Annotated in this window: 13 protein-coding genes; all 13 read left to right on the plus strand. The window is 72.4% G+C overall.

Translation table 11 applies throughout. The annotated features are described in order from the left end of the window. Positions 1 to 12 precede the first annotated feature (12 nt). The 13 genes from ACQUFX_RS00535 (at position 13) to ACQUFX_RS00595 (ending at position 15,617) form a co-directional block, all read left to right on the plus strand. On the plus strand, positions 13 to 846 hold the full coding sequence (locus tag ACQUFX_RS00535) for a siderophore-interacting protein (protein WP_428964057.1): 834 nt from the start codon (positions 13 to 15) through the stop codon (positions 844 to 846). Between the two features lie 101 nt (positions 847 to 947). Further along, positions 948 to 2,612, plus strand: a complete 1,665-nt coding sequence (locus tag ACQUFX_RS00540) for a BCCT family transporter (protein ID WP_428964058.1) — start codon at positions 948 to 950, stop codon at positions 2,610 to 2,612. A gap of 102 nt (positions 2,613 to 2,714) precedes the next feature. Next, complete coding sequence (gene dnaG / locus ACQUFX_RS00545; RefSeq protein WP_428964059.1) at positions 2,715 to 4,619, plus strand: DNA primase; 1,905 nt, start codon at positions 2,715 to 2,717, stop codon at positions 4,617 to 4,619. Then, positions 4,619 to 5,155: a hypothetical protein gene (locus ACQUFX_RS00550; protein WP_428964060.1), complete on the plus strand. Its 537-nt coding sequence runs from the start codon at positions 4,619 to 4,621 to the stop codon at positions 5,153 to 5,155. The genes dnaG and ACQUFX_RS00550 overlap by 1 nt, the downstream gene beginning before the upstream one ends. A 69-nt stretch (positions 5,156 to 5,224) precedes the next feature. Then, complete coding sequence (locus ACQUFX_RS00555) at positions 5,225 to 6,157, plus strand: ABC transporter ATP-binding protein (RefSeq protein WP_428964061.1); 933 nt, start codon at positions 5,225 to 5,227, stop codon at positions 6,155 to 6,157. Positions 6,158 to 6,171: 14 nt separating this feature from the next. After that, on the plus strand, positions 6,172 to 6,972 hold the full coding sequence (locus ACQUFX_RS00560) for an ABC transporter permease (protein WP_428964062.1): 801 nt from the start codon (positions 6,172 to 6,174) through the stop codon (positions 6,970 to 6,972). Positions 6,973 to 6,981: 9 nt separating this feature from the next. Next, positions 6,982 to 7,791: an ABC transporter permease gene (locus tag ACQUFX_RS00565; protein WP_428964063.1), complete on the plus strand. Its 810-nt coding sequence runs from the start codon at positions 6,982 to 6,984 to the stop codon at positions 7,789 to 7,791. 64 nt (positions 7,792 to 7,855) lie between these two features. Continuing rightward, a complete protein-coding gene (locus ACQUFX_RS00570; RefSeq protein WP_428964064.1) occupies positions 7,856 to 8,950 on the plus strand; it encodes a YihY/virulence factor BrkB family protein in 1,095 nt (364 codons plus the stop codon). 399 nt (positions 8,951 to 9,349) lie between these two features. Further along, positions 9,350 to 10,528, plus strand: a complete 1,179-nt coding sequence (locus tag ACQUFX_RS00575; protein WP_428964065.1) for an ROK family protein — start codon at positions 9,350 to 9,352, stop codon at positions 10,526 to 10,528. Continuing rightward, positions 10,525 to 12,093: a sugar ABC transporter ATP-binding protein gene (locus ACQUFX_RS00580; protein WP_428964066.1), complete on the plus strand. Its 1,569-nt coding sequence runs from the start codon at positions 10,525 to 10,527 to the stop codon at positions 12,091 to 12,093. Before ACQUFX_RS00575 ends, ACQUFX_RS00580 begins: the two co-directional genes overlap by 4 nt. Then, on the plus strand, positions 12,090 to 13,214 hold the full coding sequence (locus tag ACQUFX_RS00585) for an ABC transporter permease (RefSeq protein WP_428964067.1): 1,125 nt from the start codon (positions 12,090 to 12,092) through the stop codon (positions 13,212 to 13,214). The genes ACQUFX_RS00580 and ACQUFX_RS00585 overlap by 4 nt, the downstream gene beginning before the upstream one ends. 129 nt (positions 13,215 to 13,343) lie before the next feature. Beyond that, positions 13,344 to 14,387: a substrate-binding domain-containing protein gene (locus ACQUFX_RS00590; protein WP_428964068.1), complete on the plus strand. Its 1,044-nt coding sequence runs from the start codon at positions 13,344 to 13,346 to the stop codon at positions 14,385 to 14,387. 54 nt (positions 14,388 to 14,441) lie between these two features. Continuing rightward, complete coding sequence (locus ACQUFX_RS00595; RefSeq protein ID WP_428966816.1) at positions 14,442 to 15,617, plus strand: Gfo/Idh/MocA family protein; 1,176 nt, start codon at positions 14,442 to 14,444, stop codon at positions 15,615 to 15,617. Positions 15,618 to 15,956 lie beyond the last annotated feature (339 nt).

A 15,956-nucleotide genomic window follows, 5' to 3' on the forward strand; every position in this document is an offset into this window, starting at 1 on the left:
TAGCCTAACCGCATGACGGAGCGCCCGAAGAAGGTCACGTCCACCCGGGTGGTGCGCACCGAGCGGCCCACCCCGCACCTGGTCCGGCTGGTGCTCGGCGGTGAGGACCTGGTCGGCCTGCCGGTGGGCGAGTACACCGACCACTACATCAAGCTGGTCTTCCCGGTGCCCGGGGTGACGTACCCGACCCCGCTGGACCTCGCCGAGATCAAGCGTGACCTGCCCCGGGAGCACTGGCCCCGGCTGCGGGCGTACACCGTGCGGGCCTTCGACCCGGTGACCGCCGAGCTGACCGTCGACGTGGTGCACCACGGCGACGAGGGGCTGGCCGGCCCGTGGGCGGCCGGGTTGCGCCCCGGCGACCCGGTGCACTTCGTCGGCCCGGGTGGGGCGTACGCGCCCAGCCCGGCGGCCGACTGGCACCTGCTCGTCGGCGACGAGAGCGCGCTGCCGGCGATCGGCGCGGCCCTGAAACGGCTGCCGGCCGGCGCCCCGGCCCGGGTCTTCGTCGAGATCGCCGACGCGGCCGAGGAACAGCCGCTGGACAGCCCCGGGGCGGTGGAGCTGACCTGGCTGCACCGGGGCGACCGCCCGGTCGGCGAGGCGCTGGTCGCGGCGGTGCGGGCACTGGACTTCCCGCCCGGCACGGTGCACGCCTTCGTGCACGGCGAGGCGACCTTCGTCAAGGACCTGCGCCGGCTGCTGCGCGTCGAGCGGGGCGTCCCCCGGGAGTGGCTGTCCATCTCCGGCTACTGGCGGCGGGGCATGGACGACGAGGGCTGGCGCTCCACCAAGGCCGCCTGGAACCAGCAGGTCGAGGCGGAGGAGGCCGCCGTCGTCGGCTGATCCGGGCGGTAAACGGAGATCAACAATGGATTTCGTCACCGCGACCGTCTGAGGCTCGATCACCATGGGTATGGGCCCCGCCAAGAGTGAGACGAGCGAAGATGGCTGACACGACAGACCCGGTGACGGAGACGGCGCCGCAGCCGCGACCGGAGGTGGACCGGCGGCCGGACCCGGTGCTGCTGGCGTTGAGCATCGGCGGGGTGCTGGCCGTGGTGGCCTGGGGCTTCCTCGGCCGGGACTCGCTGGCCAGCTTCGGCGAGGCCGGGCTGAGCTGGGTGATCGACACCTTCGGCTGGTTCTTCGTGGTCGCGGCGAACATCTTCGTGGTGCTGGCCGTGCTGGTCGCGGCCTCCCGGTTCGGCCGGATCCGGCTCGGCCGCGACACCGACGAGCCCGAGTTCAACACGCTCGCCTGGACCTCGATGATGTTCGCCGCCGGGATGGGGATCGGCCTGGTCTTCTTCGCGGTCGCCGAGCCGATCCAGCACTACGCCACGCCACCCCCGGCGACCGGGGTGCAACCGGAGACCGGGGCCGCCGCCTCGGCGGCGATGCAGTACACCCTCTTCCACTGGACCCTGCACCCGTGGGCGATCTACGCGGTGGTGGGGCTGGCCCTGGCCTACTCGACGTTCCGCAGGGGGCGGGACAACCGGATCTCCTCGGCGCTGCACCCGCTGCTCGGGGAGCGGGCGGACGGGCCGATCGGCAAGGGCGTCGACCTGCTCGCCGTCTTCGCCACCGTCTTCGGTACCGCCACCAGCCTCGGCCTGGGTGCCCTCCAGATCGCCGCGGGACTGAACCTGGTCGCCGGGGTGCAGGAGAGCGCCGCCGTCGAACTGGTGATCATCGCCGCGCTCACCCTGGCCTTCGTGCTCTCCGCCTTCTCCGGGCTGCACCGGGGCATCAAGTGGCTCTCCACCACGAACATCCTGCTCGCCGTCGGGCTGATGGTCTTCGTCTTCGTGGTCGGGCCGACGGTCTACATCCTGGAGGTGCTGCCGGCCAGCGTCGGCGACTACCTGAGCAACCTGCTGACCATGTCCACCCGGACCGGGGCCTTCTCCGACCACGCCTGGCTCGGCAGTTGGACGATCTTCTACTGGGCGTGGTGGATCTCCTGGGCGCCCTTCGTCGGCACCTTCATCGCCCGGATCTCCCGGGGACGGACGGTGCGCCAGTTCGTCGTCGGCGTCCTGCTGGTGCCCAGCGGGGCGAGCGCGGTCTGGTTCGCGGTGCTGGGCGGCAGCGCCCTGCGCACCCAGGCCACCGGCACCCGGGACCTGGTCGCCGACGCGGCGGCCGGCTCCGAGCAGGCGCTGTTCGGGCTGCTGGAGGCGCTGCCCCTGGCCGGGATCACCAGCGTGCTGGCGATGGTGCTGATCGGGCTGTACTTCGTCACCAGCGCCGACTCGGCCTCGCTGGTGGTCGGCTCGCTGACCTCCCGGGGGGCGCTACGCCCGCACCGGGTCGTGGTGGTCGTCTGGGGGGTGCTGATCGGCGCGGTGGCGGCGGCGCTGCTGGTCGCCGGCGGGCTGGACGCCCTCCAGCAGGCCACGATCATGGTGGCGCTGCCCTTCGTGCTGGCGATGCTCTGCGTCGCCGCCGCCATGCTGCGGGACATGTCCCGCGACCCGGCGGTGAACCCGCCCCCCTCCGGGGTCCGTCGTCGCGGCGTGGCCGAGGCGCTGCGCACCGCCCGCTCCTATGACGAGGAGGACGCCCCGCCGGTCCGCCGCTACCTGCGTCGCCGCGACCGGTGACCGGCCGCCCGCCGGTGCTCCGGCCGGCCCCGGGTCCGGGTCACCGACGGGCGGGCGGCGCGGGCGTACCCGGCGGTACCACGATCACCGGCGCAGGGCAGGATGGAGGGCCGAGGGGGTGGGGCGATGGCTGGGCGGATCCGGGACGAGGACATCGCACTGGTCCGGGAGCGCACCGCGATCGACGACGTGATCTCCGAGACGGTGACCCTCCGGTCGGCGGGTGGCGGCAACCTCAAGGGGCTCTGCCCGTTCCACGACGAGAAGAGCCCCTCGTTCAACGTCTCGCCCGCCCGCAACGTCTGGTACTGCTTCGGCTGCGGGGCCGGCGGGGACGCGATCAAGTTCCTGATGGACGCCGAGCACCTCAGCTTCGTCGAGGCGGTGGAGCGGCTCGCCGCCCGCGCCGGCATCCAGCTCCGCTACGTCGAGACCGAGACGGGCAGCCCCCGGCCCCGTGCCCCGCAGGGGCAGCGGCAGCGCCTGGTCGCCGCGCACGCCGCCGCCGTGGAGTTCTACCAGGCCCAGCTCGGCACCGCCGGGGCCCGGCCGGCGCGGGAGTTCCTGGCGCAGCGGGGCTTCGACCGGGCCGCCGCCCAGCGGTACGGCTGCGGGTTCGCCCCGGACGCCTGGGACCTGCTCACCAAGCACCTGCGCCAGCAGGGTTTCAGCCACGACGAGCTGGTCACCGCCGGGCTGTCCCGGCCGGCCCGCTCCGGCTCGCTGATCGACCGGTTCCGCCGCCGGCTGCTCTGGCCGATCCGGGACCTGACCGGCGACGTGGTCGGCTTCGGCGCGCGCAAGCTCTTCGCCGACGACGACGGCCCGAAGTACCTGAACACCCCGGAGACCCCGATCTACAAGAAGTCGCACGTGCTGTACGGCGTCGACCAGGCCAAGCGGGAGATCGCCAAGCAGGGCCGGGTGGTGGTGGTCGAGGGGTACACCGACGTGATGGCCTGCCACCTGGCCGGGGTGCCGACGGCGGTGGCGACCTGCGGGACGTCCTTCGGGGCCGACCACATCGGGGTGCTGCGCCGGCTGCTGCTGGACACCGACGACGTGGCCGGCGAGATCATCTTCACCTTCGACGGGGACGCCGCCGGGCAGAAGGCCGCGCTGCGCGCCTTCGAGGAGGACCAGCGCTTCGTCGGCCGGACCTTCATCGCGGTCAGCCCGGACAGCATGGACCCGTGCGACCTGCGGCTGGCCAAGGGTGACCTGGCCGTGCGCGACCTGATCGCCCGGCGGGAGCCGCTCGTCGACTTCGCGCTGCGGCACGTGATCGACCGGTTCGACCTGGACACCGTCGACGGCCGGGTGGAGGCGATGCGCCGGGCCGCCCCGCTGGTCGCCAAGATCAAGGACCGGGAGAAGCGCCCGGAGTACGTCCGCAAGCTCGCCGGGGACCTCGGCATGGAGATCGAGCCGGTGCAGCGGGCCGTGCTCGCCGCCACCGACGGCCGGGACGCGGCGTCGGCCCCGGGCCGCCCCACCCGTGCCGCGCGGGTCGAGCCGGCGGTGGACAGCCCGCAGTCGATGGTCGAGCGGGAGGCGCTCAAGCTCGCCCTCCAGGTGCCGGTGCTCGCCGGGCCGATGTTCGACGCGGTCGAGGCGGCGGCGTACCGGCACCCGGTGCACGCGGTGGTCCGGACGGCGGTCGCCGAGGCCGGCGGCGCGGCGGGGGAGACGGCGGCGGCCGGCGGCGCGGTCTGGATCTCCTCGGTCCGCGACGCCTGCGCCGACCTGGCGGCCCAGGCGCTGGTCGGGGAGTTGGCGGTGGAGCCGCTGCGGATCGACGGCGAGCCGGACCCCCGGTACGTCTCGATCACCATGGCCCAGTTGCAGTGGGGCTCGGTCACCGCCCGGATCAGGGACCTGAAGTCCCGCATCCAGCGGATCAACCCGGTGGCCAACAAGGACGAGTACTTCGCGCTCTTCGGGGAGCTGCTCTCCCTGGAGCAGCACGCGCGGGCGCTGCGCGAGCAGGCCGCGGGAGGGCTGTGATGGGACTGTTCCGACGCCGACCGAAACTGCCACCGGCCGACCGGCCGCCGCTGGAGACCGACGAGCGGGTGCTGGCCTGGGCGGCGGCCGGCACCGGCGAGGGCGACGGGGTGCTGGTCGCCACCAACCGGGGGCTCTGGCTGCCCGGCCGGGCGCAGCGGCTGGGCTGGCACGAGATCCTCAAGGCCACCTGGTCGGGGAAGGAGCTGGGCGTCACCCCGGCGGAGCAGGTCGCCGAGCGGAACGGGTACCTGGTGGTGGCGGACCTGCCGGTGCAGACGTACCCGCTCGTCGACCCGGGTGACCTGCCGTACCAGGTGCGGACCCGGGTGACCAAGTCGGTGGCGTACACCCAGCACCACCCGGTGCCCGGCGGCGCCGGCCGGATCGCGGCCCGGCGGGTGTCCGGGGTGGACGGCCTGACCTGGACGGTGCGTTTCGACCCGGGGACGCCGGTGGCGGACGAGGCGGTGCTGACCGAGACCGACCTGCTGGTCGCCGCCGCCCGCGCCGCCACCGCACCGGCCGACCTGTGACCGGTCCCGCCGCCCGGCCGACACGGAGCGGGGCGGCGGGATCGCGCTGCGGCGACTAGGGTCGGGGCGGTGACCGGCGCGCGACCCCTCATTCACGCCCGGGGCCTGGTGAAGCGGTTCGGCGACTTCACCGCGGTGGACGGCATCGACGTCGACGTCCGCGCGGGTGAGGCGTTCGGCTTCCTGGGCCCCAACGGGGCCGGCAAGACGTCGACCATGCGGATGGTCGGCTGCATCTCCCCACCCAGCGAGGGCGAGCTGCGCATCCTCGGGCTGGACCCGGTCCGCGACGGCGCGGCGATCCGGGCCCGGCTGGGCGTCTGCCCCCAGGTGGACAGCCTCGACCCGGAGCTGACCGTCCGGGAGAACCTGGTCGTCTACGCCCGGTACTTCGGCATCCCCCGCCGGGTGGCCCGCCAACGGGCCGCCGAGCTGCTCGACTTCGTGCAGCTCACCGAGCGCGCCGACAGCAAGGTCGAGCCGCTGTCCGGGGGCATGCGGCGCCGGCTCACCATCGCCCGCGCGCTGGTCAACGAGCCGGACATCGTGCTGCTCGACGAGCCCACCACCGGGCTGGACCCGCAGGCCCGGCACCTGGTCTGGGAACGGCTGTTCCGGCTCAAGCAGCAGGGCGTCACGCTGGTGCTGACCACCCACTACATGGACGAGGCCGAGCAGCTCTGCGACCGGCTGGTGGTGATGGACGGCGGCCGGATCGTCGCCGAGGGGGCACCCCGGGCGCTGATCGAGCGGTACTCCACCCGGGAGGTGGTGGAGCTGCGCTTCGCCGCCGAGTCGCAGGAGAAGTACGCGGGCATGGTGGCCGGCCTCGGGGAACGGGTCGAGGTGCTGCCCGACCGGGTCCTGCTCTACGTCGCCGACGGGGACGCGGCCGTCGCCGAGGTGCACGGGCGGGGGATGGCCCCGGCGAACGTCCTGGTCCGGCGCAGCAGTCTGGAGGACGTCTTCCTGCTGCTCACCGGCCGGACCCTGGTCGAGTAGAGGGGGCGGGCGCAGTGGACGGGACCGACCTGGCGGGCCGGCCGGTGACCCGGCCCCGGGTGCCGGCGTGGCCGGTGCTCGGCTACTACCTGACCAGCTACCGGCGCACCTGGCGGTCCGGCGTCTTCACGTCGTTCCTGCTGCCGCTGCTCACCGTCCTCGGCTTCGGGGTGGGCGTCGGGGCGTACGTGGAGCAGGGCGTCGGCGGGGTCGACTACCTGGACTGGGTGGTGCCCGGCCTGATCGCCTCCACCGCACTCCAGGTGGCGGTGCTGGAGTCGACCTACCCGGTGTACAGCGGCTTCCACTGGTCGCGGGTCTACTCCGGGCAGCAGGCGGCGCCGCTGCGGGTCGGCGACATCCTCACCGGGCACCTGGCCTTCGTGCTCCTGCGGGTGCTCCTCTCCACCACGGCGTTCCTGCTGGTGGCCGCCGTGTTCGGGGTGCTGCGCCCGGGCTGGGCGCTGGCCGTGCCGCCGGTGGTCGCCCTGCTCGGGCTGGCTGTGGCCGCGCCGGTCTTCGCGGTCAGCGCGGTGGTGCCCACGGACAACCACCTGACCATCCTGTTCCGCTTCGCGGTGCTGCCGATGACCCTCTTCGCCGGGGTGTTCTTCCCGGTCGAGTCGCTGCCGGTGGGGCTGCGCGGGCTGGCGTACCTCTCCCCGCTCTGGCACGGCGTCGAGCTGTGCCGGGCGGCGACGCTGGGGGTCGCCCCGCCCTGGCCGACACCGGGGCACCTGCTCTACCTCGCCGGCTGGGCGCTGGTGGGGTGCCTGCTCGCGCTGCGGGTGTTCCGCCGCCGGCTGGTCGTCTAGGGAGGCGTGATGGTCGCTCTGGTGCTGCCCCGGCTGGTCGCCGCCGCCGGCACGGCCCGCCGCTCGGCCCGGGTCGCCGGGCGCAACGTGACGGCGATGAAGCTGTCCTACTGGCTGCTGCTGGTCTCCGGTCTCCTGGAGCCGCTGCTGTACCTGCTCGCCATCGGCGTCGGGGTCGGCGCCCTGGTCGGCGACCTCACCCTGCCGGGCGGGCAGGTGGTGTCGTACGCCACCTTCGTCGCCCCGGCGATGCTGGCCTCCGCGGCGATGACCGGGGCGCTGGCGGAGACCACCTTCAACTTCTTCGGCAAGTTCAAGCAGCTCAAGCTCTACGACGGGATGATCGCCACCCCGCTGCGGCCGATCGAGATCGCCCTCGGCGAGCTGGGCTGGGCGATGGTGCGGGGCAGTGCCTACTCGGTGGCCTTCGTGGTGGTGCTGGTGGCGATGGACCTGACCACCCTGTCCCGGGGGCTGGTCGTGGTGCCGGCCGCGGTGCTGGTCGGGTTCGCCTTCGGCGCGGCCGGGCTGGCGCTGGCGACGTTCATGCGCAGTTGGCAGGATCTGGACCTGCTCGGGTCGGTCCAGTTCACGCTGTTCCTCTTCTCCGGCACCTTCGTGCCGGCCGAGGCGTACCCGCAGGTGCTGCGCTGGCTGGTGGAGGTGACCCCGCTCTACCGCGCGGTGCACCTGATCCGGGGCGTCTGCGTCGGCGCCGACGGGTGGGGCTGGCTGCCCGACGTGGCGTACCTGCTGGTGCTGACGGTGCTCGGCCTGGTGGTCGCGGCCCGCCGGATGGCCACCCTGCTCTACCGGTAGGGGGTTACCGCCGCAGGTCCCGGGGCATGTCGGAGGAGCACACCACCGACCCCCGGGAGGACCGATGGCCGCCGACAAGTCGTCCCGCGACGTTCACGACATTCCCGACACCCCGGCCGACCGCCGCGAGCGCCCGGCCGACGAGGGCGCGGCGGCGCGGGGGTCCGGCGGTGACCGGCCCACGGGGCGGCGGCCGGTGGGCCCGGACGAGGGGCCGTCCAGCCCCACCCGGCTCTCCGGTGGCGAGTGGGTGGCCACGCTGCGCCGCACGGTCCGGGAGTTCTCCGCGGACGGGCTCACCGACTGGGCGGCGGCGCTGACCTACTACGGGGTGCTCTCCGTCTTCCCCGGGATGCTGGTGCTGGTCTCGCTGCTCGGTCTGCTCGGCCCGGACGCGACCCAGGGGGTCCGGGACACGGTGCGCGACCTGGTGCCGGAGGAGAACATCCGGCAGATCATCGACACCGCGATCAGTCAGGCCCAGCAGAACGGCGGGCTGGCCGGGTTCGCGGCCGTCATCGGTCTGCTGGGCGCGTTCTGGTCCGCCTCCGGGTACGTCGCGGCCTTCATCCGCGCGTCCAACGCCATCCACGACGTGCCGGAGGGGCGGCCGATCTGGAAGACCCTGCCGCTGCGGGTCGGCGTCACCGCGGTCATCGGGGTGCTGCTGCTGGCCAGCGCCGTGATCGTGGTCTTCACCGGGCGTCTCGCCGAGCAGGTCGGCTCGGCGATCGGGCTCGGCTCGACCGCCGTGACGGTCTGGAACGTCGCCAAGTGGCCGGTGCTCCTGCTGCTGGTCAGTCTGGTGTTCGCGATCCTCTACCGGGCCTCGCCGAACGCCCGGCAGGGCGGGTTCCGCTGGGTCAGCCCGGGTGGCCTGCTGGCGGTGCTGATCTGGGTGCTGATCTCGGGGCTTTTCGCCCTGTACGTGGGCAACTTCGGGTCGTACAACAAGACCTACGGCGCGCTGGCCGGTGTGATCATCTTCCTGGTCTGGCTCTGGTTGAGCAACGTCGCCGTCCTGCTCGGCGCCGAGTTCGACGCGGAGTTGGAGCGCAGCCGGGCGGTCGCGGCCGGGCACGCCCCCGACGTCGAACCGTACGTGGAGCTGCGGGACGACCGGAAGCTGCGCAAGAAGCGCAATTCGCGCGGTCGCTGACGGCCCGCCGGCCCGGCTCCGTCGGGTGGCGCGGGAACCCGTCACCGGGTCACCGCGAACCGGGTCGATCCGGGCCGACCAATCCCGCCACATGTCACAAACCGCACCGGTCGCCGGTGCCCCGTCGTGGGGGTGCCGGCGACCGGTGTCTTGACAGCCGGTGTCCGGGTCCTCGACGCTCCGGGGGCGTGGCCGCCGGTCCGGTACGGCCCGCGCCGGTGACCTGACCGCCCGCGACCCTTTCCTTGATCCACTCATAGCTTTTGCTCGGAAGGACAAAAGTTTGGATCAAAATGGTTGAAGCTCTGGACAGGGCTCACCGAAGGCTCCTACTGTGTCGAGCACAACAACTCGACGTTTCGTCGATGTGACCAACTCGCTGCTGTGGAGGTGAGCCCTGTGCGGTCCGAGGACCCCCTGCACGTGCGGCTACTGCGGTTGCTTCGCGACGAAGGGGCGGTGTCCCGGGCCGAGCTGGGCGACCGGCTGGAGATGCCCCGTCCCCGCCTGCTGGCCGAGCTGGAACGACTGGTCGCGCTCGGCTACGTGGCCGAGGCCGGGCTGGCCGCCTCCCGGGGCGGGCGGCGCTCCACCCTCGTCGAGCTGAACCCCAACCTGCGCTTCGCGGCCGTGGACATGGGTGCCAGCTCGATCGACGTCGAGGTGGTCAACGGTCGGCTGGAGCCGGTCGCGGCCTACGCCGAGGCGGCCGAGATCCGCTCCGGGCCGAAGGTGACCCTCCAGCGGGTCAACGAACTGCTGCACAAGGCCCGGATCGACGGCGTGTACGAGCGGTTGCACGCGGTCGGCATCGGGGTGCCGGGGCCGGTCAGCTTCCGCGACGGCGTCCCGGTCTCTCCGCCGATCATGCCCGGGTGGGACCGGTTCCCGGTCCGGGAGCTGCTGACCCGGGAGCACGGCTGCCCGGCGGTGGTCGACAACGACGTCAACATCATGGCCATCGGGGAGCGGCACGGCGGGGTGGCCCACTCCGTCGACGACTTCCTCTTCGTGAAGATCGGCACCGGAATAGGGTGTGGGATCTTCCTCAGCGGCGACGTCTACCGGGGCACCGACGGGTGCGCCGGGGACATCGGCCACATCCAGGTCGACTCGCACGGCCCGACCTGCTCCTGCGGCAACATCGGCTGCCTGGAGGCGCTGTTCAGCGGCGCGGCGCTGGCCAAGGACGCGACGGTGGCCGCCCGCAGCGGCGCGTCCCCCGCGCTCGCCGAGCGGTTCGCGGCCCGGGGGGTGGTGACCGCCACGGACGTCGCCGAGGGCGCGGTCGAGGGGGACGTCACCTGCATCAACCTGATCCGCGACGGCGGCCGACGGGTCGGTGGCGTGCTCGCCGGCCTGGTCAGCTTCGTCAACCCGTCGATGATCGTGATCGGCGGTGGCCTCGCCCAGCTCGGCCACATCCTGCTGGCCGAGATCCGCAGCGTGGTCTACCGCCGCTCGCTGCCCCTGGCCACCGGCAACCTGCCGGTGGTCCTGTCCGAACTCGGCCCAAGGGCCGGTGTCGCCGGAGCAGCGGTGCTCGCCAGCGACGTCGCCTTCGGGGAGGCATCATGAGTGAACCGACCGAATCCCTGGTCGAGGCCCCCGCCGACGCCGTCGCCGGCGAGGTGGTCCTGCGACTGACCGACGTGGTCAAGACCTTCCCCGGCGTCCGCGCGCTCGACGGCGTGCAACTGGAGGTACGGGCCGGCGAGGTGCACTGCCTGCTCGGGCAGAACGGCGCCGGCAAGTCCACCCTGATCAAGGTGCTCGCCGGGGTGCACAAGCCGGACTCCGGGCAGGTCGAGTGGCGCGGCGAGCCGGCGAGCTTCGCCAACCCGCAGGCCGCCATGCGCGCCGGCATCGCCACCATCTACCAGGAACTCGACCTGGTCGAGGACCTGTCGGTCGCGGAGAACGCCTTCCTCGGCCACGAGCCGAAGGTGGCCGGCTTCGTCCGCCGGGGCCACATGGCCCGGCGGACCCGGGCGATCCTCGGTCGGCTCGGGCACGCGGAGATCCCGCCGGGCCGGATGGTCCGGGCGCTGCCGGCCGCCGGCAAGCAGGTGGTCAGCATGGCGCGGGCGCTCTCCCACGAGGCCCGACTGATCATCATGGACGAGCCGAGCGCGGTGCTCGCCCACGACGAGGTCGGCAACCTGTTCCGGATCATCCGGGAGCTGACCGCGCAGGGCATCGCCGTCATCTACATCTCCCACCGGATGGAGGAGATCCGCGAGATCGGCGACCGGGTCACGGTGCTCAAGGACGGCCGGACCACGGCGGCGAACCTGCCCGCCCGGGACACCCCCACCAAGGATCTGGTGAGCCGGATGACCGGCCGCACCATCGAGTACGTCTTCCCCGACCGCCCGGCCGGCGGGCCGGCGGCCGACGAGCTGCTCGTGGTGGACGGGCTGACCCGCGAGGGCGAGTTCCAGGACGTCTCGCTGACCGTCCGCCCGGGGGAGATCGTCGGCATCGCCGGGCTCGTCGGCTCCGGCCGGTCCGAGCTGATGGAGACGATCTACGGCGCCCGCCGGCCGGACGCCGGCACGGTCCGGATGAGCGGCCGGGCCCTGCGTCCGGGCAGTGTCGACGCGGCGGTGAAGGCCGGCATGGGGATGGCGCCGGAGGAGCGCAAGAGCCAGGCGCTGCTGCTCGGTGAGCCCATCTACCGCAACGTCACGCTCGCCACCTTCAGCCGGTACGCCCGCCTGGGCTTCACCGACAACGGCAAGGAGAAGGCGGAGGCCAGGCGGATCGCGGACAGCCTGGAGCTGCGGCCCCGGGAGGTGCTGCGCGCGGTGCGCACCCTCTCCGGCGGCAACCAGCAGAAGGTGGTGGTCGGGCGCTGGCTGCTCGGCGACACCAAACTGCTGCTGCTCGACGAGCCCACCCGGGGCGTGGACGTCGGCGCCCGCGCCGAGCTGTACCAGGTCATCCGTGACCTGGCCACCCAGGGCGTCGGGGTGCTGTTGGTCTCCAGCGAGGTGCCCGAGGTGCTGGGGCTGGCCGATCGGGTGCTGGTCATGCGGGAGGGCCGGATGGTCCGCGAGGCCCCGGCCGGCGAGTTGGACGAAGACACCGTGCTCGACCTCGTCATGGCGGGGTCCCTGATGGAAGGCGCACCAGCATGAGCGAGGACGCTCCCACATCCACCGCGACCTCGGAGCGTTCGGCAGGGCTGCCGGCGCAGTCCCCGCCGGTGGACCCGGCCGTGACCCACGCGGCGGCGGGCAAGACGGCCGCGCCCCGGCTCTCCTGGTGGAGCGGGGACGGTGGCGAGGGCGCCAAGCGTAACCTCGGCCTGATCGCGGTGCTGGTGGCGCTGGTCGTCATCGGTATCGCCACCCGACCCGACCTCTACTCCGACTCGAGCTGGGTGTGGGGGAACTTCCTCACCATCCTCAAGCTCGCCTCGGTGGTCGGCGTGGTCACCGTGGGCATGACCTTCGTGATCATCGGCGGTGGCATCGACCTCTCGGTCGGCGCGATCATCGCCATCGCCGGGGTCTGGTCCACCACGGTCGCCACCCAGAACTTCGGCGCCGGTGGCATGATCTTCACCGCGCTGGTGGTCGGTCTCTCGGTCGGTCTGATCAACGGCCTGCTGATCTCGTACGGCAAGCTGGTCCCGTTCATCGCGACGCTGGCCATGCTGGTCGCCGCCCGGGGCCTGGCCGCCGAGATCTCCAACAAGCAGACCCAGGTGTCGGACAACGACTTCATCAACGGCATCGCCGCCAACAGCCTGCTCGGCATCCCGCTGCTGGTCTACATCCTGGCCGCGGTGGTCATCGGTGGCTGGGTCCTGCTCAACCGCACCACCTTCGGTCGCCGTACCGTGGCGGTCGGCGGCAACCCGGAGGCGGCCCGGCTCGCCGGCATCAACGTCAAGCGGCACACCGTCCTGCTCTACGCCCTCTCCGGGCTCTGCTGCGGCATCGCCGCCATCATGCTCACCTCGCAGGCCACCTCCGCCCAGGCGGCCATGGCCAACCTCTACGAACTCGACGCGATCGCCGCGGCGATCATCGGCGGCACGCTGCTCAGCGGCGGCCGGGGCACCATCGTCGGCTCGCTGCTCGGCGTGCTGATCTTCTCCACCATCACCAACCTGTTCGCCATCAACGGGCTCTCCACGGAGGCCCAGAACATGGTGAAGGGCGGGATCATCGTCGCCGCCGTGCTGATCCAGCAGGTTCAGTTCGGCAGCCTCGGCAAGTTCCTGCGCCGAAACCGCGCCACCACCGCCTGATTCCCCTACCCTCCCGAATTCCCCCTCCGCAAACCCGGTCCCACCCGCAGCACCCGGCGGGCCACCCGTGTCGGTGGCCGGGCCAGCTACACCCTTCTTCACCCCCACCACGTCATTCTGGAGGTCGTCATGACCCAGCACAGTCGTCGTCGGCTGCTCTTCGGTGGTGCCGCCATCGGCGCCGGTGTCCTGCTCGCCGGCTGCACCAGCAACGAGGAGTCCTCCAACGAGGCGCAGATCAACACCAACAGCGGCGGCAACGCCAACGCCGAGCCGGGCCAGGCGGTGACCATCGGCTTCTCCGCCCCGGCCGCCGACCACGGCTGGCTCGCCGCCATCACCACGAACGCCCAGGCCCAGGCCAAGGCGTACTCGGACGTGACCTTCAACATGGTGGAGGCCGGCGCGGACGCGGCGGCCCAGCGGGCGGCCCTGTCCACGCTGATCTCCCAGAAGCCCACCGTCATCGTGATGCTCCCGCACGACGGCAAGGAGCTCAACGCCGCCGGCCTGGAGGCCATGCAGGCCGGTATCCCGGTGGTCAACCTCGACCGGGCCTTCCCGGACGACAAGGCCTACCGCACCCAGATCCTGGGTGACAACTACGGCATGGGCGTCTCCGCCGCCAACTTCATCATCGCCCAGATGAAGGCCAAGGGCGTCAGCTCCCCGATCATCGGTGAGATCGCCGGCATGGACGAGCTGGAGCTGACCCAGGAGCGGTCCCGGGGCTTCAGCGAGACCCTGGCCCAGGCCGGCTTCCGGGTGGCCAACCGCCGGGCCGCGCGGTTCACCGCCGACTCCGGCCAGCAGGAGGCGACCGGCCTGTTCCAGGCCGTGCCGAAGCTGGACGCGGTCTGGAACCACGACGACGACCAGGGCATCGGCGTGATGGCCGCGATCAACCAGGCCAGCCGCACCGAGTTCATCATGGTCGGTGGCGCCGGTTCCAAGAAGGCCATGGAGGACATCCAGGCGGACAACACGCCGCTGAAGGCCACCGTGACCTACAGCCCTTCGATGGCCTCGTCGGCCGTCTCGCTGGCCCGGCTGATCGGCCAGAACCGGGGCATGTCCGACCTGGTCGAGCTGCAGGTGCCCAAGTCGATCGTGCTCGCCTCGGAGACGATCACCAAGGAGAACGCGAGCAACTACCTCAAGCTCGGGTTCTGACACACCGGACGGAGACCCACCTTGTCCACGACAGACAGAGAACTGCGGGTCGGCATGGTCGGCTACGCGTTCATGGGCGCCGCGCACTCACAGGCGTGGCGCACCGTGAACCGTGTCTACGACCTGCCGGCGCGGGTCCGGATGGCAGCGATCTGCGGCCGGGACGCCGGGAAGGTGGCCGACGCCGCCGACCGGCTCGGCTGGGAGACGTACACGACAGACTGGCGGGAGTTGATCGCGCGCGACGACATCGACATCGTCGACGTCTGCACACCGGGAGACAGCCACGCGGAGATCACCCTCGCCGCGCTGGCCGCCGGTAAGCACGTGCTCTGTGAGAAGCCGCTGGCCAACTCGGTGGCCGAGGCTCGGGCGATGACCGCTGCGGCGGCCACCGCCCAGGCCGCCGGGATCCGGTCGATGTGCGGCTTCAACTACCGCCGGGTACCCGCGGTGACCATGATGCAGCAGATGGTGGCTGCCGGGCGGCTGGGCACGATCCGGCACGTGCGTGCGGTGTACCTCCAGGACTGGATCGTGGATCCGCAGTTCCCGCTGGTCTGGCGGTTGCAGAAGGACAAGGCGGGTTCCGGTGCGCTCGGCGACATCGGGGCGCACATCATCGACCTGACCCAGTTCGTCACCGGACAGCGGATCAGCGGCGTCAGCGCGGTCACCGAGACCTTCGTCAAGGAGCGGCCGCTGCCGACCGGGTCGAGCGGCCTGGCCGCCACCGTGGACGGCAGCGGTCCGGCCACCGGGCAGGTCACCGTGGACGACGCGGCGATCTTCCTGGCCCGGCTGGACGGGGGAGGGTTGGCCACGTACGAGGCGAGCCGGTTCGCCACCGGGCGCAAGAACGCCCTGCGGGTCGAGATCAACGGCTCGCTGGGCACCCTGGTGTTCGACCTGGAGCGCCTGAACGAACTGGAGTTCTACGACGCCACGCGGCCCGCCGCGGAGCAGGGCTTCAGCCGGATCCTGGTCACCGAGGGCGACCACCCGTACATGTCGGCCTGGTGGCCGCCGGGGCACATCATCGGGTACGAGCACTCGTTCACGCACCAGATGCGGGACCTGGTCGAGGCGGTCGCCACCGGCGCCGACCCGGCACCCTCCTTCGCCGACGCCCTCCAGGTCCAGCTCGTGCTGGACGCGGTGGAACGGTCGGCGCGGCTCGGTTCCGCGTGGACCGAGGTGGAGCCGGCGTTGGCCCAGGTGGCCGTCTGACCCGACGCGGTGGCGGCCTGGCACCGCCGCCACCGCCTGCGGAAAGTCCGGACCGACCGGCGAGGGTCCGGCCACGGTTGCGCCCCGTGGCCGGGACGAGGCTCGGACCGGACGGGCGGGACACCGGGGCCACCACGGCCCGGTCCCGCCCACCGGATGGTCGTCCGGTACGGCCGGAAACGGGATTCCCCGGCCGTACCGGAGGGCCGCTATTGTGCCAGACGTCCGGTCGACCAAGACCGGGCGGATGCGGGGGAGGCAGGGACGAGACGCCGACCGGCCCTGCCTGCCAGCCCCGTCCGTCGCCACCCCCGGGGACACCCCGGCCGGTGTCGGAGC

The organism is Micromonospora fluostatini, from assembly GCF_050410825.1.
GTDB lineage: Bacteria > Actinomycetota > Actinomycetes > Mycobacteriales > Micromonosporaceae > Micromonospora > Micromonospora rosaria.